This is a genomic window from Pseudaestuariivita sp. (assembly GCF_052825805.1).
The window spans coordinates 195380-218029 of sequence record NZ_JBRBVB010000005.1 but is presented as its reverse complement, the minus strand read 5'-3'; the positions used below and the strand labels follow the sequence as shown (position 1 = coordinate 218029).

Annotated in this window: 22 protein-coding genes and 1 tRNA gene; 11 read left to right on the top strand and 12 right to left on the bottom strand. The window is 65.5% G+C overall.

The genetic code is table 11. The features are described from left to right. Positions 1 to 221: 221 nt before the first annotated feature. Positions 222 to 1694 carry a sensor histidine kinase gene (locus ACU0B3_RS08750; protein ID WP_446260463.1) on the top strand — a complete coding sequence of 491 codons (1473 nt, stop codon included), beginning with the start codon at positions 222 to 224 and terminating at the stop codon, positions 1692 to 1694. Between the two features lie 44 nt (positions 1695 to 1738). Here the strand turns inward: ACU0B3_RS08750 and ACU0B3_RS08745 are convergent. Beyond that, positions 1739 to 1815, bottom strand: a tRNA-Pro gene (locus ACU0B3_RS08745). Between the two features lie 11 nt (positions 1816 to 1826). Next, entirely contained in the window at positions 1827 to 2810 is a 984-nt protein-coding gene (locus tag ACU0B3_RS08740) for a DMT family transporter (RefSeq protein ID WP_446260462.1), read from the bottom strand. A gap of 82 nt (positions 2811 to 2892) precedes the next feature. On the opposite strand from ACU0B3_RS08740, the gene ACU0B3_RS08735 reads away from it, so the two are divergent. Next, positions 2893 to 3861 (top strand): NAD(P)H-binding protein, encoded by a 969-nt coding sequence (locus tag ACU0B3_RS08735; protein ID WP_446260461.1) that lies wholly within the window; start codon positions 2893 to 2895, stop codon positions 3859 to 3861. A gap of 231 nt (positions 3862 to 4092) precedes the next feature. Here the strand turns inward: ACU0B3_RS08735 and leuB are convergent, their stop codons facing one another. From leuB to ACU0B3_RS08695, 8 genes are all read right to left on the bottom strand, one after another. After that, positions 4093 to 5196: a 3-isopropylmalate dehydrogenase gene (gene leuB / locus ACU0B3_RS08730; RefSeq protein WP_446260460.1), complete on the bottom strand. Its 1104-nt coding sequence runs from the start codon at positions 5194 to 5196 to the stop codon at positions 4093 to 4095. Positions 5197 to 5456: 260 nt separating this feature from the next. Next, a complete protein-coding gene (locus ACU0B3_RS08725) occupies positions 5457 to 6440 on the bottom strand; it encodes an endonuclease/exonuclease/phosphatase family protein (protein WP_446260459.1) in 984 nt (327 codons plus the stop codon). A 41-nt stretch (positions 6441 to 6481) separates the two neighbouring features. Beyond that, entirely contained in the window at positions 6482 to 7318 is an 837-nt protein-coding gene (locus tag ACU0B3_RS08720; RefSeq protein ID WP_446260458.1) for a hypothetical protein, read from the bottom strand. 297 nt (positions 7319 to 7615) lie between these two features. After that, positions 7616 to 8221 carry a 3-isopropylmalate dehydratase small subunit gene (gene leuD, locus ACU0B3_RS08715; protein WP_446260457.1) on the bottom strand — a complete coding sequence of 202 codons (606 nt, stop codon included), beginning with the start codon at positions 8219 to 8221 and terminating at the stop codon, positions 7616 to 7618. 123 nt (positions 8222 to 8344) lie between these two features. Continuing rightward, positions 8345 to 8875, bottom strand: a complete 531-nt coding sequence (locus ACU0B3_RS08710) for an HdeD family acid-resistance protein (RefSeq protein WP_446260456.1) — start codon at positions 8873 to 8875, stop codon at positions 8345 to 8347. An 87-nt stretch (positions 8876 to 8962) separates the two neighbouring features. Continuing rightward, a complete protein-coding gene (locus ACU0B3_RS08705; RefSeq protein ID WP_446260455.1) occupies positions 8963 to 9586 on the bottom strand; it encodes a cysteine hydrolase family protein in 624 nt (207 codons plus the stop codon). After that, entirely contained in the window at positions 9583 to 10989 is a 1407-nt protein-coding gene (leuC, locus tag ACU0B3_RS08700) for a 3-isopropylmalate dehydratase large subunit (protein WP_446260454.1), read from the bottom strand. The genes ACU0B3_RS08705 and leuC overlap by 4 nt, the downstream gene beginning before the upstream one ends. A 58-nt stretch (positions 10990 to 11047) precedes the next feature. Further along, positions 11048 to 11140 carry an isopropylmalate isomerase gene (locus tag ACU0B3_RS08695; protein ID WP_446260453.1) on the bottom strand — a complete coding sequence of 31 codons (93 nt, stop codon included), beginning with the start codon at positions 11138 to 11140 and terminating at the stop codon, positions 11048 to 11050. Positions 11141 to 11225: 85 nt separating this feature from the next. Here ACU0B3_RS08695 and ACU0B3_RS08690 point away from each other — a divergent pair, with 85 nt between their 5' ends. From ACU0B3_RS08690 to rlmH, 5 genes are all read left to right on the top strand, one after another. Beyond that, on the top strand, positions 11226 to 11822 hold the full coding sequence (locus tag ACU0B3_RS08690) for an SOUL family heme-binding protein (RefSeq protein WP_446260452.1): 597 nt from the start codon (positions 11226 to 11228) through the stop codon (positions 11820 to 11822). A 46-nt stretch (positions 11823 to 11868) separates the two neighbouring features. Next, the gene (locus ACU0B3_RS08685) at positions 11869 to 13227 is read left to right on the top strand and encodes a mechanosensitive ion channel family protein (protein ID WP_446260451.1); all 1359 of its coding nucleotides are present in this window, start codon (positions 11869 to 11871) and stop codon (positions 13225 to 13227) included. A gap of 109 nt (positions 13228 to 13336) precedes the next feature. Continuing rightward, the gene (locus tag ACU0B3_RS08680; protein WP_446260450.1) at positions 13337 to 13882 is read left to right on the top strand and encodes a hypothetical protein; all 546 of its coding nucleotides are present in this window, start codon (positions 13337 to 13339) and stop codon (positions 13880 to 13882) included. A 96-nt stretch (positions 13883 to 13978) separates the two neighbouring features. Beyond that, complete coding sequence (rsfS, locus tag ACU0B3_RS08675; RefSeq protein ID WP_446260560.1) at positions 13979 to 14386, top strand: ribosome silencing factor; 408 nt, start codon at positions 13979 to 13981, stop codon at positions 14384 to 14386. 3 nt (positions 14387 to 14389) lie between these two features. Beyond that, entirely contained in the window at positions 14390 to 14860 is a 471-nt protein-coding gene (gene rlmH / locus ACU0B3_RS08670; RefSeq protein WP_446260449.1) for a 23S rRNA (pseudouridine(1915)-N(3))-methyltransferase RlmH, read from the top strand. A gap of 211 nt (positions 14861 to 15071) precedes the next feature. On the opposite strand, the gene ACU0B3_RS08665 is transcribed toward rlmH, so the two are convergent. Both ACU0B3_RS08665 and deoC read right to left on the bottom strand, forming a co-directional pair. After that, positions 15072 to 17399, bottom strand: coding sequence for an aldehyde dehydrogenase family protein (locus ACU0B3_RS08665; protein ID WP_446260448.1), 2328 nt, complete (start codon positions 17397 to 17399; stop codon positions 15072 to 15074). Between the two features lie 36 nt (positions 17400 to 17435). Beyond that, positions 17436 to 18422 carry a deoxyribose-phosphate aldolase gene (deoC, locus tag ACU0B3_RS08660; protein ID WP_446260447.1) on the bottom strand — a complete coding sequence of 329 codons (987 nt, stop codon included), beginning with the start codon at positions 18420 to 18422 and terminating at the stop codon, positions 17436 to 17438. A gap of 217 nt (positions 18423 to 18639) precedes the next feature. Here deoC and ACU0B3_RS08655 point away from each other — a divergent pair, with 217 nt between their 5' ends. Genes ACU0B3_RS08655 through ACU0B3_RS08640 form a run of 4 tightly spaced genes read left to right on the top strand, consistent with a single transcriptional unit; the run spans position 18640 to position 22529 of the window. After that, entirely contained in the window at positions 18640 to 19617 is a 978-nt protein-coding gene (locus ACU0B3_RS08655; protein ID WP_446260446.1) for a metal ABC transporter solute-binding protein, Zn/Mn family, read from the top strand. Then, entirely contained in the window at positions 19617 to 20417 is an 801-nt protein-coding gene (locus ACU0B3_RS08650) for a metal ABC transporter ATP-binding protein (RefSeq protein WP_446260445.1), read from the top strand. Before ACU0B3_RS08655 ends, ACU0B3_RS08650 begins: the two co-directional genes overlap by 1 nt. Then, positions 20407 to 21609: a metal ABC transporter permease gene (locus ACU0B3_RS08645; RefSeq protein ID WP_446260444.1), complete on the top strand. Its 1203-nt coding sequence runs from the start codon at positions 20407 to 20409 to the stop codon at positions 21607 to 21609. Before ACU0B3_RS08650 ends, ACU0B3_RS08645 begins: the two co-directional genes overlap by 11 nt. Further along, positions 21606 to 22529, top strand: coding sequence for a metal ABC transporter permease (locus ACU0B3_RS08640; RefSeq protein WP_446260559.1), 924 nt, complete (start codon positions 21606 to 21608; stop codon positions 22527 to 22529). Before ACU0B3_RS08645 ends, ACU0B3_RS08640 begins: the two co-directional genes overlap by 4 nt. Positions 22530 to 22650 lie beyond the last annotated feature (121 nt).

Here is a 22650-nt window from a genome sequence, read left to right as displayed (position 1 = left end):
GCCGACGGCTGTCAATTAAATTTGACATTCCGGTGCGCCGATGTTTTGCTTTTTATTAGGCGTTGGCTCTGAGGGGTGCCTCGCGACTTACTAAAAAAAATTAATCATCGCACTTGGCGGCATTCCGTCGCATACTATGTTGCGTTGTCATCAATGCTCACCTGCTGCTCTGGAGCATGGTCCAGGCGCTGCTGAGCCTCGTGAACCGACGGGAACCGGTCATGATGGATACGACAATCAAAGAAGGGCTTGGCGCAGTTGTGGCTGCGGCCGGGACACTTGAGCACGTCTCTTTTGCCGCCATCATCTTTATGGCTGACGACGCATTGACGCTTGTGTGGCAGAACGAGGCGCATGCGCGCATGGCCGGCACGGTAGGACGGTCGGTCATCAACCAGGGCCTGTTCGAAGCCTTCCCGCCCGGCGATGCCCAGGATGCAGACGCGGCCATGGCGCCGATCCGCCAGTCGGTTGCGCGCGTGTCACAAACTGGCGTTGCCGACACGCTTGGCCCTTATCGCTTTGATATCATTGACCCGGCTACCGGCGAGTTTGCCGAGCATCACTGGCGCATGGAACACGCGCCGATCAAGCAAAACGGCGAGGTGGTCGCCATCTTGCAGACGTCGAGCGATGTCACTCAAAACGTCTTGTCGCAGTCCATGGCCGACGCCTCCCGCCGGCTGGTGGCCTCGGCGGACGCCGTCAATTACTTCAGTTTCAACCCCGACACGGACGAGCTGGAACGGCATGGCGACATCGATGAGATCTTTGGCTTTGCGCCGGGGGAGGCAGGCGCGTCAGCCGCAGCGCTCCGCGCCCGCGTCGCCGATCAGGACCGTCCGGCCTTTTACGAATGGGTCTCGGCAGTGCTTGAAGGTGAGCGCGGCGCGGTCTGCGCCTTTGACTGCGCAGTGCTGCGCCCGTCCGGTGACCAACGGTTTGTCCGGGTACAGGGCGCTGCGGTGACCGACCCAATCGACCGGATGCCGCGCATCCACGGCACGATCACGGACCTTACGGACCTCGAGAAGGATCGCCAGGACCTGACGCTGCGGCTCGAGACGCGCAAGGCGCTCCTGCGCGAGGCCAACCACCGGATCAAGAACAGCCTGCAGATCGTCTCGTCCGTCCTCAATATGGAGCGTCGCAAGTTGACGGCCGCCGAAACGGTCGAGGCCGCCGACGTGATGCCCGTCCTGACCGGAATCGAGGCGCGCATCCGCGCCATCGCCAACATGCATGGCCTCTTGCAGGATGACAATCTGGCGGACGAGATGCCGGCTGATTTCATCGTCAAGCGCCTGGTCGAGGTGACCCGCGTGAGTTTTGATCTGACCGAGGAAGAGCTCGCCTTCACCCCGTCAGAGGCGCAGCCCAGGATCGACAGTGACAGCGTGATCGCGGTGGGCGTGGTGATGAACGAGCTTTTGACCAATGCGATCAAGTATGGCGTGGCCGAAGATGGCGAGACGTGTATCGCGGTGCATGATTGCTCGACCGAGGAGGCCATCGTGGTGATCGTCAAGAACCACGTGCCGGGGCGGGGCGATCAGCTGGCCAAGACGCATTCGAGCGGGATGGGAACGCGGATCATGGACCTCTTTACCGGGATGCTCGGCGCCACCGTGGAGGTCGACGACCAGGGCCATACCTTCCGCGCGACGCTTACGCTGCCGGTTGCCGCGACCTGACGGACATTTGCCGGCGCGACTCTACGATCATATCGTTGACTGAATGGTCGGAGTGGCGAGATTCGAACTCACGACCCCTGCCTCCCGAAGACAGTGCTCTACCAGGCTGAGCTACACTCCGACAGACGCGAACTACTCCGTGGCAGGGGGCTTGGCAACCCCTTGTGACGCCTCGTTCTGCTGTTCAAGAATGCTCCCCACGCGCGGGTGTGTGCCGGTCTCCGGGCGCGAGCGGGTGTTGAGCACGGGCGTGTTCTCGGAAAGGCCCGGCTTGCTTTCGCGCAACACGATATAGATGCCCGACGCGATGATCACCGCCGCGCCAATCGCCGTCCAGAGGTCTGGCGTTTCGCCGAAGAAGAGCATGCCAAACGCCGTCGCCCAGATGATCTGCGAATACTGCATCGGCGCGACGATCGCCGCCTCACCGGTCTGGTATGCCTTGATCACGAATCGCATCGCCACGTGGGCAAAGACCGCGATCAGCGCCAGAAAACCCATGTCCCGGAGCGGCATCGGCTCGTAGACAAACGGCAGCGCGATCCCCATGCAGATAAAGCTCGCCAGCATCGGGTAGATCAAGAGCACGACCGAGCGCTCTTCATTCCCGATCTTGCGCACGATCACCGAGGCGAGCGCGCTGAAGACGGCGCAGCAGAGGGCGGCTGCGTGGCCCAGCGTCAGCTCGGTCTGGCCCGGGCGCAGCACGATCAGAACGCCGACCAGCCCCACCAGCACCGCCAGCCCGCGCCGCAGCCGCACGTCTTCGCCCAGGATCGGGATCGACAGCAGGGTGATCAGCAGCGGGGAGGCGAAGAGGATCGCATAGACCTCCGCCAGCGGCAGGACGGAGAACGCATAGAACGCGCAAATCCCGGTGATCAGCGCGGCAAAGGTGCGGATCGCCGACCACCACGGGTGCCGCGGGATCAGCGTGCCGGACGTCGTGTCCCGCACCAACATCAGCGTCACCAGCGGAAAGCTGAGCAGCACGCTGAAAAAGATGATCTGGATCGGGGAATAAGACCCCCCCAGCACCTTGATAAAGACATCGTGCGTGGAAAAGAGGCCAAAGGCCACGAGCGCGAACAGCGCCCCTTGTGCGTTCTTGGACATAGGTCTGGTCTGGTAATCTGGCGTTTGTCTGTTGCTACCACGCTGCCCACGTGCGTCAATCGGGCAGGGGAGGGCAGCAGCCATGCACGAGGCGCAAGCGCAGCGGGTGGCGCTTTTCGGGGCAACCGGCACGATTGGCCGGGCGACGTTGTCGGCGTTGATCGACGCCGGGCACGAGGTTCTCGTGCTGGGGCGGAGTGTGCCTGAGGGAGTGCCCGCGGGCGTTGAGGTCCGCGCGGTCGATGTCACTTCGGCCGAAGCGCTTTTGCGGGCGCTCCGCCCGGAGGATCGCTACACTGCCGCCCTGTCCTGCCTCGCCTCCCGCACGGGCGCGCCTAAGGACGCGTGGGCCATCGACCATGCCGCGCATCTCAACATCCTCGCGGCGGCGGAGGCGGCGGGCATTCGGCACTTCGTCCTGCTCTCGGCGCTCTGCGTGCAAAAGCCCCGGCTCGCCTTTCAGCACGCCAAGCTGGCCTTCGAGGCAGCGTTGCAAGCGAGTCCTTTGAGCCACAGCATCGTGCGTCCCACCGCTTATTTCAAATCGCTCTCCGGCCAGTTGGCGCGGGTGCAGGCGGGCAAGCCGTTTCTGCTCTTTGGCGATGGGACGCTGACGGCGTGCAAGCCGATCAGCGACCGCGATCTGGGCAGGTATCTGGCGCTTACGGTGACGGAGCCGGAGATGCGCAACAAGGTACTCCCCATCGGTGGCCCGGGACCCGCCATGACCGCCCGCGCGCTGGGGGAGGCGCTTTTTGCGGCGACAGGCCAGTCACCGCAGTTTCGGCACGTGCCGGTGGGCATGATGCGCGCGATTGTCGGGGGTTTGTCGGTTGCGGGCCTCGTCAGTGCCAAGGCGGCGGACAAGGCCGAGCTTGCGCGGATCGGGCGGTACTACGCGACCGAGTCGATGCTGGTCTGGGATGCGGTGCTTGGGGAGTATGATGCTGATGCCACGCCAGAGTTCGGGACGGACCGGATCGAAGAACATTACGCACGGTTGGTTTTAGGTGAGGTTAGTGCGGACCTCGGCGATCACGCTGTGTTCTGAACGTAGTCTATTTCTACTCTGATGAGTGCGGCCCAATTCAAAGCACCCGCCTGACAGGCACTGTCAGGCCGCGCCGACCCGCCCCCATGGGGCGGCGCGTGAACTGCTGTTTCTTCTGAAGTATGTGCAGTGTGACTTCGTTTAGGCCGACATGTACCGGTGGCCCCGGATCAAGTCCGGGGCGGGTAGAGCTGTCTCATCCCGGGCTCGACCCGGGACCTCACCTCAAACTCAGAGGCTGGCGTCCAGCTTGGCGAGCACTGCATCACCCATCTCGGACGTCGAGACCGGCGTGCCGCCGTCGGCTTGCATCAAGTCCGCGGTGCGTACGCCGTCGGCCAGCACGTTCTGGACCGCCTGCTCAAGCCGGTCAGCTTCGGCACCCTGATCGAAGGAGTAGCGCAGCGCCATCGCGAACGACAGGATACAGGCCGAGGGGTTGGCTTTGCCTTGCCCCGAGATGTCGGGCGCGGAGCCATGCACGGGCTCGTACAAAGCCTTCGGCCGGCCATTCTCCATCGGTGCGCCGAGCGACGCCGAGGGCAGCATCCCGAGCGAGCCGGTCAGCATCGCGGCACAATCGGACAGGATGTCGCCAAAGAGGTTGTCGGTGTAGATCACGTCAAACTGCTTGGGTGCGCGCACCAGCTGCATCGCGCCGTTGTCGGCGTACATGTGGCTGAGGGCGACCTCGGGGTAGTCCTTGCTCACCTCGGTCACGACGTCGCGCCAAAGGATGCCGGATTCCATGACGTTGGCCTTTTCCATCGAACACAGCTTCTTGCCGCGCTTCATCGCCAGCTCGAAGGCCGCGCGCGCGCCGCGCTCGATCTCGGCCTCGGTGTAGCGCTGGGTGTTCACGCCGACGCGCATGTTGTCTTCCATGTGGATGCCGCGCGGCTCGCCGAAATAGACGCCCGAGGTCAGCTCCCGCACGATCATGATGTCGAGGCCGGCGACGATGTCCGTCTTGAGCGAGGAGAAGTCGGCAAGCGCGTCAAAGCACTGCGCGGGCCGGAGGTTGGCAAAGAGGTCCATCTCCTTGCGCAGACGCAAAAGGCCGCGTTCGGGTTTCACGCTGAAATCGAGGTCGTCGTATTTCGGACCGCCCACGGCGCCGAGCAGGACGGCGTCCACCTCTTGCGCCTTGGCCATGGTCTCGTCGCTGAGCGGCACGCCGTGCTTGTCGTAAGCTGCGCCGCCGACGAGGTCCTCGCTCACGTCAAAGGTGAGCCCACGCTTCTCCCCGAACCAGTCGATGATGCGGCGCACTTCGGCCATGACTTCGGGGCCGATGCCGTCGCCCGGCAGGATGAGAAGCGAAGGGTTGGACATGGGTCTCTCCGGTCAGATGCGTCGCCCTGCGGGTAGCCTCGCGCGCCTTGAGCGTCAAGCGCGGGGGATAGGGAGCTGCTTAGGCATAAGAGTCCATAACCCCAGTACTTAGCGCCCGCCTGACGGGTACCGTCAGGCCGCGTCATGCCAAAGGCATGCCTACGGAATGACCCGCCTCCGTCAAACCGAAGGTTTGCCTTCGGCAAAACGGGCGGCGCGTGAATATGCGTTTCTAAAATTGTTTGGCAAATCCGCCCACTCTAAAAGTCGATGTCGACCCAGACCGGGTAGTGGGTGGTCGCCTCGGCGGCGGGGGCGTCGGAAGGCCAGACGACCCGCGCGCCGGTGACGGTGAGGTCCGCGGAAGGCAGGATGTAACTGAGGCGGAGGTTGCCGGGCTCGGCCTCGCGGTAGTCGGTGGTGTCGAGGGCTGGATCGCCGGTGTGGTACGCCTCGGCGTGGACCGTGCCTCCGGGGCCGCGCGGGCGTGGGTCCTGCAGGCGCGGGTCGGCCAGCAGGGCGCGGATAGCGGACGTGTCGCCGTCGCTGTCGTTCGGGTCGATGTAGGCCAGTCCGATCAGGGCGAACGGGGTAAGGTGGGCAGCCTTGCCCACCCTACCGTCCAGCACGTGCCGCCAAAGGTCGAGCTCGTCCGCATTCCGCTTGCCGTTGCGGTCCTCGGGCCCGTCGAAGGCAATCGGGGAGGCAGCGAAGGCCAGTACATTGAGCGTCTGGTCCCGCACGCGGATCGGCACGATCCAGTGCGCGCCGTGGGAGAGGCGCAGCACCTCCGCTTCGGCATCTGTGTAGTAGTCCCGAGGGATGCGGCTCTCCGGCGCGTCTTTCCACAGCATCTGCGAGAAGTCCTGCACTGCCGCGCGGTCGATCGGGTGACGTGACAGAAGGGCCGGGCCGCCTTGTCCGCGGAACGCGCCAAACCCCTGCGCGTCGCGCGCCTCACCGAGCTTTCCGTTCCGGTCGAGGTCAAAGCCTGTCGGCTGGCCGGTGTTGGGGCTCAGGGCAAAGATGTGATCGAACCGCCAGCCGGCGCCGTCGATGGCGTCCCGAAGCGCGGTGAGCGCGAGAAGGTCGAGGTCATAGTCGACCTTGGTCAGCAGCAGGATGTCCGCCTCGAGCGCGGCGATGGTCTGGACGGTCTCCGCCGCTTCGCCCTTGCGGATGTCCTTGAGCAGGAGGCCGGGACCGTCCCGCTCGAGCGGCGCGTGCCATGTGGCAAGCCGCAACGGTTCGGCCGTGACGGCGCCGGCGCAGAGCAGCGCCGCGATCAGGTGGCCGGCACTTCTTCCGAGCTTGCGTAGGTGGCCTTCCGCTTTTCCTCGATCAGCTCGGCGACGCGCCCCATGGCGATCCCGCGCATGATCATCGAGAAGGGAAGGAAGGCCCATGCCGTCAGCGTCCAGATCAGGGTCAGCGGATCGGCCAGCATCATCGGGTCGATCGCGTTCGAGGCCAAACGTACCACAGCCGGGATCAGGAAGGGCAGCAAAAGCCCCAGCGCGATGTTCACATTCGCATCGCGCCGCAGCCGCGTCAGCACGTCCCCGCCCGCGGTCGGGTCAAAGAGCGGCAGGTTGATCCAGACGTTGAAGGCGCGCGAGCGCACCGGCCAGTCGAAGAACCGCACCAGCACGATGAAGGTCGCCAGAAAGCTGAGCGACAGCACGTAGGACAGGCTCGCCGCGTTGCGCACATCCGTCAGCAGCCACTCGGGCGCGCCGTTCGGCATCATCAGCACCACGAGGCGCACGGGCGAATAGGCAAAGTCGAGACCGGCGCCAAGGATCGTCCCGATCGAGTGCAACCCGTGGGTGAGGTCGGTCGGGGCGACCTCATGCTTGGCCACCAGGGCCAGCGTCAGGAGCATGGCGGCAAGGCCGATGTAGCGCAGCCGGTTGAAGGGCGCGGCGTCGCGGAACTCCACGATGCTGGGAAATTCCGAGTAATATTCGATGTAGGTCAGGATTGCCGCGATGACGGCGGCCATCGACACGAGGAACGACGGATCCGCGCCGGACCGGCTGAGGAGCGCCGACGGCGCCATGATCAGCAGCGCGATCAGGACCGCGCGAACAGCTGCTCCGATGGATCGGGTGACGACCACTCGTTTCTCCGCAAACTGGCCAGGCGCGGTGCGTTGCCGCGCTCTTGTTCCAACTTGGTGTCGCCAATTTTGACGACGTGCCTCATTCTTGCCCAACTTTTGCCCTCATCGCTGCAGCCGGTAAAGCTGCATTCAGACCTGCGGGATTTTTGTGGCAAATTGTGGGAGGGACTGGTGCGGGATTACATCAATTGCGCGGCCCGGGTGGCGCGAAACTGTGCACCAAAAAAGGCCCGCTGGTGGGCGGGCCTTCGGGGGTCACAAGGTGTTGTGTGACAGCGTGGATTTAGGGCCGGTTCAGACCCACGGGCGGGCCGAGGCCGCCTCCGTTTCAAAGCTGTCGATGCTCGCCGCCTTTTCCATGGTCAGGCCGATATCGTCCAGGCCATTGAGAAGACAGTGTTTTTTGAAGGCGTCGACTTCGAAGGAGAAAACTTCTCCGTCCGAGGAGGTCACCGTCTGCACCTCGAGGTCCACCGTCATGCGCGCGTTTGCGCCTTTCTCGGCGTCTTTCATCAGCACATCGACAGCCTCTTGCGGGAGCACGATGGGCAGGATGCCGTTCTTGAAGCAGTTGTTGTAAAAGATGTCGGCGAAAGAGGTCGAGATGACCGACTTGATGCCGAAATCTTTGAGCGCCCAAGGGGCGTGCTCGCGCGATGATCCGCAGCCGAAATTGTCGCCCGCCACGATGATCTCTGCCTCGCGGTAGGCGTCCTTGTTGAGCACGAAGTCTGCGATCTCATTGCCCTGCCGGTCATAGCGCATCTCGTCAAAGAGGTTCACGCCCAGCCCCGACCGCTTGATCGTCTTGAGGAAGACCTTCGGGATGATCATGTCAGTGTCGATGTTCACCAGCGGCATCGGCGCCGCGATCCCGGTGAGAGTTTCAAACTTGTCCATTTTGGCCTCCGAGGCCCAGAGCGGGCGCGTTGAGTGAGGTATGTGCGGCGCCCTTGGCCTGCACGAAAAACGCCGCACTCCCGGCAGGAGCACGGCGCAAGATCATCCCGCGACGCTGGTTCGTCAGACCGGGATTTTCTCTCCGGTCGTCTTGGCGTTTTCCGCGGTTTTCCTGGGGTCCGGCCGCATGAAGAGCAGGGCCACACCGGTCGAGATCAGCTCGATGGCCAGCACGATGCCCGGCACAGTCGCCGCCGCGGTAAAGAGGTTGAGCGCGATCAGCACTGCCAGCCCCACGGACAGGACACCCGACAGGCCCAAAAGCCAGACCATGTCCGTGCGCCGCCGCGCCCATGCGAGGTAGAGCTGCATGAGACCGGACGCGAAGAAGACTGCGCCCAGCACGATGGTCAGTGACAGCATGCCGCTCAGCGGGTTGAAGAGGAACGAGGCGCCCGCGAGGACCAGAAGCAGACCAAAGCCGATATTCCACCACCGCTGCTCGCTTTGGCGGTACGCTTCGACGAAGTGGAATGCGCCCGATAGGATCAGCGTCCAGCCGACAATGAGCGTGGCGGTCAGCGACGCCAGAAGCGGAAGGATCAGCGCAAAGATGCCGCCGATCAGCAGCACGATCCCGGAAATGATCATCATGGCACGGGTGCCCATAGCGGACCTCGATCGTTGTGGAACGGTTGGGTCTGTAACCGTGCCGCACGGGATATGGTTGCAGGTCGCGGCTCATTCGTTGCCCTGAACGCGCGCCAGATCGGGCGCATCCGCGCGCATCAAACCCATCACCTGATCGGGCGTCAGGGCCGTACAGAACTCGCCATGCAGGTTGGTCACCGTGATCGCGTGCAGCGTCTCGGGGTCGTAGTCGGTGCCGTCCGGTCCGATCCGGTTGCATGTCGCGCAGGCATCCGAGACCAGATACGTGTCGTACCCCAGGTTGCCGGCCATGCGCACCGAAGTCTCGACGCAGAAATTGGTGAAAAAGCCGACCACCACCAACCGGGTGACGCCGAGCTGCCGCAGGCGCAGCTCGAAGTCGGTACCGACGAAGGCGGAATTCACGTCCTTTTCGATGACCACGTCCGAGGGCTGCACTTCGAAACCGTCGAGCTGGTCGCCCGTCGGCAGCGCGAATTTCAGCGGCGAGGCTGCCTCGCGGCTGTCGTGCCGGGTAAAGAACACGGGCCAGCCCTTGTCGCGCCACGCGTCCAGAAGCGCCAGCATGTGGGTTTCCGCCTCGGGGTTGTTGCGCCGGCCCGTCGGACCGCCGCCCCAGTGTTCGAAAACGTTCACACCTTTCTGCACGTCGATCAGGAGCAGGCCGGTGTCGGCGCCGAATTGCGGGATCATTGCATCATCTCCCGCACGTCCGTCAGCTTGCCAGTCACGGCGGCGGCGGCGGCCATGGCGGGTGACACGAGGTGGGTGCGGCCTTTGTAGCCCTGACGGCCTTCGAAGTTGCGGTTCGACGTGGCGGCGCAGCGTTCGTGCTCGGCGAGTTGGTCGGGGTTCATCGCGAGGCACATGGAGCAGCCCGCGAGGCGCCATTCGAAACCGGCTTCCTTGAAGACGTCGGCCAGCCCCTCTTCCTCCGCTTGCGCGCGTACGAGGCCGGAGCCCGGCACGACCATCGCGCGTTTCACGGCGATCTTCTTGCCCTTGAGGATTTCGGCGGCGGCGCGCAGGTCCTCGATCCGGCCATTGGTGCAGGACCCGATAAAGACGGTGTCGATTTCGATGTCCGACAGCTTCTGGCCCGGGGTGAGCCCCATGTAGTCGAGCGCGCGCTGGGCGGCGTCGACCTTGCCGCCTTCGAAATCCGACGGTGCGGGCACGGTGGCGGAGATCGGCAGGACGTCTTCGGGAGACGTGCCCCAGGTCACGACGGGTTCGATGTCGGGGCCGTGGATGGTCACCACCTTGTCCCAATGCGCGTCGTCGTCGGAATAGAGCGTCTTCCACCAGGTGAGAGCCGCTTCCCACTGTGCGCCTTTCGGGGCGTGCGGGCGGCCCTGGCAGTAGGCAAAGGTCTTTTCATCCGGCGCGATGAGGCCGGCGCGGGCGCCGCCTTCGATGGCCATGTTGCAGACGGTCATGCGGCCTTCCATGGACAGGTCGCGGATCGCCTCGCCGCAATATTCGATCACGTAGCCGGTGCCGCCAGCAGTGCCGGTTGCGCCGATGACGCTGAGGGTGATGTCCTTTGCGGTCACACCGGGGCGCAGCTTGCCGGTGATCTCGACCTTCATGTTCTTGGACTTCTTTTGGATCAGCGTCTGCGTGGCGAGCACGTGCTCCACCTCGGAGGTGCCGATCCCGTGTGCCAAAGCGCCAAACGCGCCGTGCGTGGCAGTGTGCGAGTCGCCGCAGACGACGGTCATGCCGGGCAGGGTCCAGCCCTGCTCCGGGCCGACGATATGCACGATCCCCTGACGGATGTCCGTCACAGGGTAGTAGTGGATGCCGAAGTCCTTGGCGTTCTTGTCGAGGGCCGCCACTTGTATGGCCGAATCCTCGGTCATGTTCGACGGGTCCTCGCGCCCCGCGGTGGTCGGCACGTTGTGATCCGGCACGGCGATGGTCTTGTCAGGTGCGCGCACCTGGCGGCCTGCCATGCGCAGCCCTTCGAAGGCTTGCGGGGACGTCACCTCGTGCACGAGGTGGCGGTCGATGTACAAAAGGCAGGTGCCGTCTTCGGCTTCGTGCGCGACATGCGCATCCCAGATTTTATCGTAAAGCGTCTTGGGGGACATGAGGGTCCTCTCCCGTGGTTTGGCGAAAAGTCAGTTGGCTGGTCGGGGTCGGCCCGGCTTAGGCCGATAGGCGCGCCGTGACAGCGTGGGCTGCGCCGTAAAAGCGTTCGCGCAGACGGGCGCGGTCGCCGAGATTGATCCGAAACGTCATGTTTTACGGCTTACATGGGCTGCCTCTGTCTCGCAAGGCTCTCGCAAGACGCATCCAGAGGCGGAGGGTCCGCGTATACCCAGGCATGACACGTGTGATTGCCGTCCTTGCCCTCTGCCTTTTGCCCTTTGCCAGCTTTGGAGCCGACATGACCTCTGCCGCGCAGACCTACAAAGGCTACGCCATCCCACCCTATGAAGTCGTGGCATCCGAAGGCGATTTCGAGCGTCGACGCTACGCGCCGCATCTGGTGGTCGAGGTGCGCGTGGACGGGTCTCCGCGTGGCGCTGTGAGTAAGGGGTTCCGGGCGCTGGCGGGCTATATCTTTGGCAAGAACGCGACGTCTGAAAAGATCGCCATGACGGCGCCCGTCAGTCAAATGCGCGAGGGCGAGGCGTGGGTGATCCGGTTCATGCTGCCGCCGGGCCGCGCGCTCGAAGATTTCCCTCAGGCTCAGCGGGCCGACATCACCTTGACCGAGGCGCTGGGTGGAGAGTTTCTCGTCTACCGCTTTTCGGGGCGCAGCGCACCGGGGCGGATGCAGACCGCCGAGGACAAGCTGCGGGCGCATCTTGCTGCGCAAGGCCTCGAGCCAAGCGGGCCGCCGGTCTGGCTCTACTACGATGACCCGATGACGCTGCCGTTCCGCCGGCGCAACGAAGTGGCCGTGCCGCTGGACTAGCGCTCAAGGCTTGCCGCCGCCGCCCCTGCGCGCCACATTAAAGCGCATGGAGCAGACCCCCGAAGACCCCGGCGCCGCCCTGATCGGGCAACTGACCGATCTGTGGATCGGCGTGCAGAACTTTGCCCTTGGCCTCGCGCAGCCGGGATGGCGGCTTTACCAGGTGCTGATCATCCTCGGGCTCGCGCTGGTGGCCTGGGCGCTGCACCGCTGGTCGTCCGAGCGGCTCAACGCGTATATCCGAGGCAACGACGGGTGGAAGCCCTGGCAGCTGCGCGCCCTCGTGCAGGTCCGCCGCCGGCTCGGGCTGATCTGGTTTGCGCTGCTCGCAGGCGCCGTCTGGGCGGTCATGCAGGAGGTGACCTGGCCGTCGCGATCCTACCTCATCGGGCTTGCCGCGACGCTGTCGGCGGTCTGGGTGCTCATCGCGTTTGCCGCGCAGCTGGTGCGCAACCGTTTCCTGCGGCGCACGGTGACCTGGGCGCTCTGGATTTACGCGACGCTCTTTTACCTTGGCGTGGCCGAGGAGGTGGGTGCCTTTCTCGACGGGTTGGCGCTGGAGCTGGGGGCGTTTCGCCTGTCGGTGCTCGACGTCATCGTGGCGCTGGTGGTCATCGGCGTACTCTTTACCCTCGCGCGCATCCTCAGCACGACGGCGTCGGCCTCGATCCGCAGCAATGACGACATCTCCCCGTCGATGCAGGTGCTCGCCGTCAAGGTGGTGCAGCTGGTGCTGTTCGCGGGCGCGTTTTTTATCGGCCTGCGCAGCATCGGGATCGACCTGACGGGGCTTGCCGTGCTTTCGGGCGCGATCGGCGTGGGGCTGGGTTTTGGCCTGCAAAAGGTTGTCTCGAACCTCGTCTCGGGGGTGATCATCCTTCTCGACAAGTCGATCAAGCCGGGCGACGTGATCTCCCTCGGAGAGACGTTCGGCTGGATCCAGACGCTGGGCGCGCGCTACGCCAGCGTCGTGACGCGGGACGGGAAGGAGTACCTGATCCCGAACGAGGATCTCATCACCGGGCAGGTGGTGAACTGGTCGCATTCGAACGACTTTGTCCGGCTCGACATCTATTTCGGCACGGCCTACGGCGACGATCCGCACAAGGTGCGCAAGCTGGCGGTGGAGGCGGCGCGGGGCGTAAACCGGGTGCTGGGTGATCGCGACCCGGTCTGTCATATCGTGGGCTTCGGGGACAGCTCGGTCGATTACATCCTGCGGTTCTGGATCAAGGATCCGACGGGCGGGCTGACCAACATCCGCGGCAACGTCTACCTCGCGCTCTGGGACGCGTTCAAAGCCAACGACATCTCGATCCCCTTCCCGCAGCGCGAAGTGCGCATGCTGGGCGAGGAGGGTGCGGGGGAGGAGACCGCGCGCTTGCAAGACAAAGCGCTCGACTGACACGGCGCGTTCGCGCCTTTTCCGCCGGCCTCGTGCAGCGCCCATTGCGCGATCCCTTCCGCTCGGCGTACGCTTGAAGGGTATTGTTCTGCGAGCGAGATCATTCCCCATGCGCCACCTCGGATTAGCGTCGATTCTGTGCACAATCCTGGCGCTTGCGGGGTGCAATATCCTCGACGACGGCACGCTGGCGCAGATCGAGGCAAGCGGCGGGCCGCTGAACGCCGACCCCGAAAAGATCGAAGTCCTGGTCGAGCTGCCGCCCGGGCTTGGCATCCCTGACGGGGCGGCGGTGATGCGCGTGGTGGCCGACCGGCGGGACATCGGCGCACGCAGCGACAGCTCTTATGCGTTGGCGCAAAGCGCGGGCGAGGATGGTTTGCGCCGGTTCCGCATCGCGGCCGAGGACGTGGACCGCCTGCGCGGCCAGCAGGCGCTGATCCGCGATTGGGAGCGCGAGGCGCCGGACGACACCGAGGGCAACGTGACCGTGGACGTGTCGGGCTGCGCCGTGGGCGGTGGGCCCGATCCTGCGGCCTCGGTTTCGATCTTTGTCGTGGTGCTGCCAAACCCGGCGCCGCGCCCGCTGATCCGGGGCGTGCCGGTCTCGCAAATCCTCGACGCGACAGATGCCGCCAACCTGCCGCAGTGTTGAACGCCGCGGCACACGTTGAGATTTGCCCGGACCGTTGCTATCTTGGACGTACAGCCAACGCTGACGCTGCTTAGCTTTTGATGGAGGACCTTGGTTCTGTCTCTCTCTGCCCACGCAGGCACACCTGCGGACCGCACCATTTCACCTGACACCGGCGCGCAAAGCGACGCCTTGCTGACCCGCATCCTTGCCTCGCTTGACGAGAACAAGGCCGAAGACGTCGTGCAGATCGACCTGCGCGGGCGTTCGTCCATGGGCGATCACATGGTGATCTGCTCGGGTCGCTCGTCGCGCCAGGTCGCCTCGATCGCGGAAAAGCTGGTGGCCGACATCAAGGCGGACCTCGGCCGGTCGGCCAAGATGGAAGGCAAAGGCGCCGGCGACTGGGTGCTGATCGACACGGGCGACGTGATCGTGCACGTCTTCCGCCCCGAGGTGCGTGAGTTCTACCAGCTCGAGAAGATGTGGATGCAGCCCAGCCCGGACGCGCCGCCCGCGACCTGAGCGATGCGCGTGCACATCTGCGCGATGGGCCGGCTCAAGGGCGGGCCCGAGGCGGAGCTGATCGCCGATTATGTCCAGCGGTTCGACAAGACGGGGCGTGCGCTGTCTTTGGGGCCGCTGACGCTCCACCAACTCGATGACCGCAAGGGTGGCGGGATGGAAGCAGAGGCCGTGCTCCTCGAGAAATCCATCCCGCCCGGCGCGCAAACCATCGCCTTGGATGAACGCGGCACCCGCCTCACGTCGCGCGAGTTTGCCGCGCAGCTTGCCGACCTCCGCGATGCCGGGACCCGCGACCTCGCCTTCCTAATCGGCGGCGCTGACGGCCTCGCCGCGCATTTGCGGAAAGGCTCTGCCGGCGCACTCTCTCTCGGACGTATGGTCTGGCCGCACAAGCTGGCGCGCGTCATGCTCTGCGAGCAACTCTACCGCGCAGCCTCGATCCTCGCAGGCACACCCTACCACCGGGACTGACGCCACATAATTTTCGCAAGAAAATTATGCGCCTGCCGTCACGCCCCGTAAGGCAACCTTTGACACGGTTCACATCGCCTAAAACAAGGCATCCGCCTGACGTTTACGTCAGGCCGCGCCGACCCGCCCCCCTGGGGCGGCGCGATTGCGCCACCCCGCGGGACGGCGCGTGAACATCCGTCTCAATTGTAATCGGTTTAAGGCCGCTCCATCACGCCCCGTACGGCACCCAAACCGTCTTCACCTCAGTCGCCGCTTCCAGCACCTCCCGCATTGGCAAGTCTGCAACCCCGCCCACCGGACACCAGGTCCGTTTGAGGTTGCCCGCCGCGCCTTCCTCGATCCGCTTGGTGAGGGCAGGGTCCGAAAACGACCAGACCGCTTCGACGTCCATGTGGTCCGCCAAAGTGCCTGCAACGTCGCCATGCGCGCCGGTCAGGATGTTCACCACCCCGCCCGGCACGTCCGAGGTATCAAGCACCTGGTAGAAGTCCGTCGCCGCCAGCGGAAACGCCTCCGAGGCGACAAAGACACCCGTGCATCCCATCGCCATCACGCCTGCCATCGGCTTCACCAGCCCCAGCAGCGGCGAGGCCCCTTCGCACAGCACACCCACCACGCCGGTCGGCTCGCGCAGTGCCAGCGCAAGCCCCCGGATCGGCACCGAGCGCGCCTCGCCCGAGAACTTGTCCGCCCAGGCCGCCGCCGAAAAGAGCGTGTCGAGACACGCCACAACCTCGGCCTTCCCGCCTTTGGCACCCGTCAGATCGTCGATGCGCGCCGCAAACTCCGCCTCACGCGCCGAGAGGTTCTCCGCGATATAGTACAGGATCTGCGCCCGCAGGTGACCGGTGGTCTTCCCCCAGCCAGCCGCCTTGTGCGCCGCCTCCACCGCGTTGCGTACGTCCTTGCGGTTCGCCAGCCCGACCTCGCCCAGCAGCTTGCCTTGCTTGGACCAGATGCGCTGCGAGTACCCTGCGTCAGGACGCGCTTGCTTTCCGCCCACGTACATCTTGGCCGTGCGGTCGAGCGTGCCGAGCGCGGCCTTGCCCGCCGGAAATGCCGTGACCTGCTTCACCGCTTTGCGCGCCTTCGCCGGCCGGGTGTAGGCCATCAGCCCCTCCCACCCGCCTTCGCGGCCAAAGCCCGACTCGCGCACCCCGCCAAAGCCCGCCGCCGCGTCGAACATGTTCGTGCCGTTGACCCAGACCACGCCCGCGCTCAGCTGCGGCGCGATGTCGAGTGCGGTGTTGATGTTCTCGGACCAGACGCTCGCCGCCAGCCCGTAGCGCGTATTGTTCGCGACCTGCACCGCTTCGGAGGGCGTGCGGAAGGTCGTCGCCGCCAGCACCGGGCCAAAGATCTCGTCCTGCATCAGCTGCGCCGCGGGCGAGAGCCCGGTGATCAGCGTCGGCGGATAAAAGCACCCCTCCGGCACGGCACAGGCTGCCACGTAGGTCTCGCCTTCGGTGTTGCCGTCGACCATCGCGCGGATCGTCTCCAGCTGCACCGGGTCCACGATGGCGCCGACGTCGATGCACTTGTCGAGCGGGTCCCCGAGGCGCAACCCATCCATCCGCCGTTTGAGCCGTGCGTAGAAATCCTCTGTGATGCCCTCTTGCACGATCAGCCGCGAGCCCGCGCAGCAGACTTGCCCCTGGTTGAACCAGATCGCGTCCACCAGCCCCTCGACAGCCGAGTCGAGGTCGGCGTCCTCGAACACGATGTAGGGCGACTTGCCCCCCAACTCGAGCGTCAGCGCCTTGCCGGTCCCTGCCGTGGCGCGCCGGATGTGCCGCCCCACCTCGGTCGAGCCGGTAAAGGCGACCTTGTCGATGCCGTCATGCTCGGTGATGAGCGCTCCGGTCTGACCATCGCCTGTGACGATGTTCACCACGCCGTCCGGCACGCCTGCCTGACTGCAGAGCTCCGCAAAGAGCAGGGCCGTCAAAGACGTGTACTCCGCCGGTTTCAGCACCACCGTGTTGCCCATCGCCAGCGCCGGCGCGATCTTCCACGCGAGCATCAGCAGGGGGAAGTTCCAGGAGATCACCTGCCCGCACACACCCACAGGTGCGCGGTCCGGCAACTCCTCCTCCATCAGCTGCGCCATACCCGCGTGATAGTAAAAGTGCCGCTGCGCCAGAGGCACGTCGATGTCGCGGCTCTCCCGGATCGGCTTGCCGTTGTCGAGCGTCTCGAGCACCGCGAAAAGCCGGCTGTGTTTCTGCAAGCCCCGTGCCAGCGCATAAAGCACGCGCGCGCGCCCCGCGCCGCCCAGCTTGGCCCACGGCCCCTGCGCCTTGCGCGCCGCCTTCACCGCCGCCTCGACGTCCTCCGCAGTCCCCTGCGTCACCGTGGCGAGCACATCGCCCGTCGCCGGGTTGCGGCTCTCGAAATCGCCCCGCGCCTTGGTGAATGCGCCGTCGATGAAACAGCCAAACGCGCGCCCGTGGCCATCGAGCCAGGCCATCGCCTCCGACAAGCTCTCCGGCGCCGGACCATAGTCCATCGTGTCGAAGATCTCGGAAACGCTCATGGCTTCACCTTCCAAAATAAACTCAAAATCCTGCCCTCACCCAATCGCGTGGCGGTGGGAGGCGGAGTAGGCCCCGGTGACGTGATGCTCCAGCTGCCGCTCGATATCACCGAGCAGCGACGAGGCACCAAAGCGAAACAGATGCGGCTCGAGCCAGGGATCGCCCAGCTCGTCCTTCATCAGCGCAAGATAGACCAGCGCGTCCTTCGCCTTCGAGATGCCGCCCGCCGGTTTGTAGCCCACGCGAAAGCCCGTGCGCGCCTCGAACTCGCGGATCGCGCGGAGCATGACGAGGCTGACCGGAAGCGTGGCGTTCACGCTCTCCTTGCCGGTCGAGGTCTTGATGAAATCGGCGCCCGCCATCATGCAGACGAGCGACGCCTTGGCGACGTTGCGCAGCGTGCCAAGCTCGCCTGTCGCGAGGATCGCCTTGACATGTGCCGGCCCGCAGGCGGCGCGAAAGGCTTTCATCTCGTCATAAAGCGCCTGCCAATTGCCGGTCAGCACGTGACGGCGGGAGATGACGATGTCGATCTCCGAGGCACCCGCCGCGACGCTCGCCTCGATTTCCGCCACGCGCAAGTTGAACGGTGAAAGGCCAGCTGGGAAGCCTGTCGAGACGGCCGCCACCGGAATGCCGGTGCCTTTCAAAGCGTCGACGGCCGTCTCGATCATGTCGTGGTACACGCAGACCGCGCCGGTGGTCAGACCCGGCAGGCCAAGCGCTTCCAGCAGATCCGCACGGACCGGCTGGCGCGCCTTGGCGCAGAGCCTGCGGACGCGGCCTTCGGTGTCGTCGCCGGACAAGGTGGTCAGGTCGATGCAGGCAATCGCCTTGGCCAGCCACGCGGCTTGAAAGTCCTTCTTCACAGACCGGCGGCCCGGGAGTGTCGCGGCCCGCCGCTCGATCGCGGACCGGTTGGCGGTCGCGCGCATCACCCAGTTGAGGTCCAGCTCCATGCCGGGATTGCGCGCCTCCACCGTCTGCGGCAGCGTTTCGAGTGTCGTCGCCGTGCTGTCCATTCCAGCCTTTCCGGTTTTTGACCAAATGGTAAAGGAATTGCCCGTGTGCCATGCGGCAGGGGCGCCCGCAAGCCTTGGGCCCATCTTGGACATAGTATGGCGCAGAAACGCGCAACCGCAAAGCGGTGCGGCCTCTTGCATTTGAGAATCGTTCGCAGCGGCCTTGACGTCTTGCGAATGACTCTCATATTCATTTCAACGACAGAGGAATTCCATCATGCTGCCCGTTTCCCGCCGCACTTTTCTGGCCACCGCGACCGCTGCGGCTGCTTTGCCGCTCTCCGCGCGCGCGGCCGCACCGCTCAAGATCGTCGCCACCACCGGCATGATTGCCGACACGGCCCAGCGGATCGGCGGCGACCTCGTTGAAGTGCAGGCGCTGATGGGTCCGGGCGTCGATCCGCATGCCTACCGTCAGACCCGCAGCGACATCGTCGCAATGACCCGCGCCGATCTGGTGCTCTGGAACGGACTCTATCTCGAGGCGCAGATGGAGGACTTTCTCGACACGCTCGCCGCCCGCACGCGGGTGGAGGCGCTGGCCGAGACGCTCCCGCAGGACGTGCTGCGCGGGCATGACGACTACGAAGGCCGGTTCGACCCGCATGTCTGGATGGTGCCGGGCCTTTGGCGCGGGGTCGCAGAGCGGGTGGCCGAGGTCCTCATCGACATGCGTCCCGAGCAGGCGACCGAAATTACGGCCAACCTCAAGGCATTTGTGACCGAGCTCGAAGAGGTGGGGCTTTATGCCGAGATGTCTCTGGGTCAGGTGCCCGAAGCCTCCCGCATCCTTTTGAGCGCGCATGACGCCTTTGGCTACTTTGGCGACGCCTACGGGTTCGAGGTCATGGGCATCCAGGGCATTTCCACCGAAAGCGAGGCGGGCCTTCACCGCATCGCGGAGCTCGTGGACCTGCTGGTCAACCGCAACGTGCGCGCGGTGTTCGTGGAAAGTTCGGTGAGCGACCGCAACATCCGCGCGCTGATCGAAGGCGCCGCAGCACGCGGGCACGAGGTGTCGATCGGCGGAGAGCTCTTTTCCGACGCGATGGGCGCGCGCGGCACCTACGAAGGCTCGCTGATTGGCATGCTCGATCACAATGCCACGGTGATTGCGGGCGCGCTTGGAGCGGATGTGCCGGCGGCCGGCATGGCGGGCAAGCTGTCGCTGAGCCCGGCGATGGAGACCAACTGATGACCCTCACCCTCGCGCGCAAAGACGGCACCGCTGTCGCCGGCCCTGCCGGGCAGGCGCTCAAGGTGCGGGGCATGACGGTCAGTTATGGCCAGACGCCGGTTGTCTTCTCGGTGGACATGGACGTGCCGGAAGGCGCGATGATGGCCATCGTCGGACCCAATGGCGCGGGCAAGTCGACCCTGCTCAAGGCGATGCTCGGGATCGTCACGCCCCTGTCGGGCCGGGTGGAGGTCTACGGCCGCGCTCTCAAAGGGGCGCTCCCGCGCATCGCCTACGTGCCGCAGCGGGCAAGCGTGGACTGGGACTTTCCGACCCGCGTGATCGACGTCGTGCTGATGGGGCTGAGCCGGGAGCTGGGCCTCTTGCGCCGCATCCGCAAGCCGCACATCGCGCAGGCGATGGACTGCCTCGCGCGGGTGGGGATGGAGGATTTTGCGGACCGTCAGATCGGCCAGCTTTCGGGCGGTCAGCAACAGCGCGTGTTCCTCGCGCGGGCTTTGGCGCAGAAGGCGGACCTCTACCTGCTCGACGAGCCCTTTGCCGGCGTGGATGCGGCGACGGAGGCGGCGATCATCGACGTGCTCAAGAGCCTGCGCGATACCGGCAAGACGGTGGTTGCGGTGCATCACGACCTCTCGACGGTGCCGGATTATTTCGATCACGTCTTTCTCATCAACCGCTCGCGCATCGCGCAGGGGCGGGTGGCGGAGGTCTTCACCTCCGACGCGCTGAGCAAGACCTACGGCGGGAGGCTCGCGACGGCGCAGCTGGGCGAGCTGAAGCTGGATGCTGGCTGACGCCCTCACGCTGGGGCTCGGCTACAACGTCACCCTCGTCACGCTTGGAGCGACTGCGCTCGGCATGGCGGCGGGTGGCGCGGGGACGTACCTTTTCTTGCGCAAACGTGCCCTTTTGTCAGACGCGGTCAGTCACGCAACTCTGCCGGGTGTGGCGCTTGCCTTTCTGGTGATGGTTGCGCTGGGCGGGGACGGGCGGTTCCTGCCGGGTCTGCTGATCGGCTCGGCGGTGACGGCGGCGCTGGGGCTGGTGTGCGTGTCGCTGCTCACGCGCCGGACGCGCCTGACCGAGGACGCGGCCATCGGCGCGGTCCTGTCGGTGTTCTTCGGCTTTGGCGTCGTACTGCTGACGGTGATCCAGACGTTGCCGGTGGGCCGGCAGGCGGGGCTCGAAGGCTTTTTGCTGGGCTCGACGGCGGGGATGCTCTTTGCCGATGCGGTGCTCATCGCGGCAGGGGGCGCGCTGACGCTGGGGCTGGTGGCGCTGCTGCACAGGCTGCTGACGCTGGTGGCGTTCGATCCCGGCTTTGCCGAGGCGACCGGCACGCGCACGGCGCGCATCGACATGGCGCTGATGCTGCTGGTGATGGCGGTGACTGTCGTGGGGCTCAAGGTCGTGGGCCTCATCATGGTGGTCGCGCTCTTGATCATCCCGCCGGTGGCGGCGCGGTTCTGGACGGACCGTGCAGGGCGTCTGGCGCTGATTGCAGGGCTGATCGGCGGGCTGGCAGGCTACCTCGGCGCGGCGCTTTCGGCGACGGCGCCGGGTCTGCCGACCGGGCCGATCATCGTGCTAGTGGCATTTGCCCTATTTGTCCTGTCCTTTCTCTGCGCGCCGAGCCGGGGCGTGGTCGCGGCGGCCTTGCGGCACCGGCGCTTCCAGGTGGCTGTGCATCTGCGGCAGGGGCTCTTGGCTTTGGCAACGGGCCAGCCGATCTATGAAAAGCTGACGCTGCGCATCCTGCGCCGGGCGGGTCTTGCGCGCGCGGACGGCGTGGCGACGGAGGCGGGGCGGGCGCGCGCGGCCAAGGCGCTGCGCGACGAGCGCCGGTGGCAGATTGCCCGCGCGACGGAGCATCTGGCGGGTGTCGCGGCGGCGCATGACGGGCTGACCCCGATCGAGCAGGTCCTGACGGCGGATCAGATCGACGAGGTCGATGCGCAGATGCCAAGCCCACAGGCGGCACGCTGATGGGTGCCGAGTTCGTCGCCCTGTCCCTGCCGCCGCTGGTGATCGGCGTGCTTGCGGCCATCGCCTGCGCGCTGCCGGGGAATTTCCTGCTCTTGCGCCGCCAAGCGTTGATCGGGGACGCGATCAGTCACGTTGTGCTTCCGGGGATCGTCGTGGGGTTTCTTGTGGCCGGCACCGTGGGGACCTGGCCGATGCTGCTGGGCGCGGGCGCGGCGGCGCTCGTGGCGGTTGCCATGATCGAGGGGATCCGGCGGCTCGGCAAAGTCGAGCCGGGCGCGGCGATGGGTGTGACGTTTACGGCGATGTTTGCAGGCGGGGTGCTGCTTTTGGAGCAGTCGGACACGTCCAACGTGCATCTGGATGTGGAGCACGCGCTCTTTGGCAATCTCGAGAGCCTGATCTGGCTCGATGCGACCGGCTGGTCGTCGCTTTGGGACCCGGTGGCGCTTGCCGGTTTGCCGCCCGAGCTGATGCGGATTGCGGTTGTCGCGCTGGGCGTGGCGCTCTTTACGCTGGTGCTGTGGCGGCCACTGGCGATGGCGACCTTTGACGAAGGGTTCGCCCGCTCGGTCGGCGTTGCGACAGGCAGGCTTGGGGTGGCGCTGGTCGTCGTCTCGGCGGTGGCCGCTGTCGCGGCCTTTGACGCGGTCGGCTCGATCATCGTGATCGCCATGTTCATCTGTCCGCCCGCGGCGGCGCGGCTGATGACCAACCGGCTGGGCGCGCAAGTGGCGTGGAGCCTCGCGTTCGCGGTACTGTCCGCGGTGCTGGGCTATGTGCTGGCGGGCTATGGCCCGCTGTGGCTCGGCGCGCAGAACTCGGTGAGTGCGGCGGGGATGATCGCGACGGTGTCGGGGGTTATTCTTGCGCTCGCGGCTATGTACGGCCCGGCACGCAAACGCGCCGGGCAAATGATCTGAAGCAAGCAAACATTGGCCTTATGATCCCTCGCTCAAATCAAAGTGCTCGCCTGACAGGTACTTTCAGGCCGCGCCGACCCGGCGCCGTCAAACCGAAGGTTTGCCTCCGGCAAAACGGGCG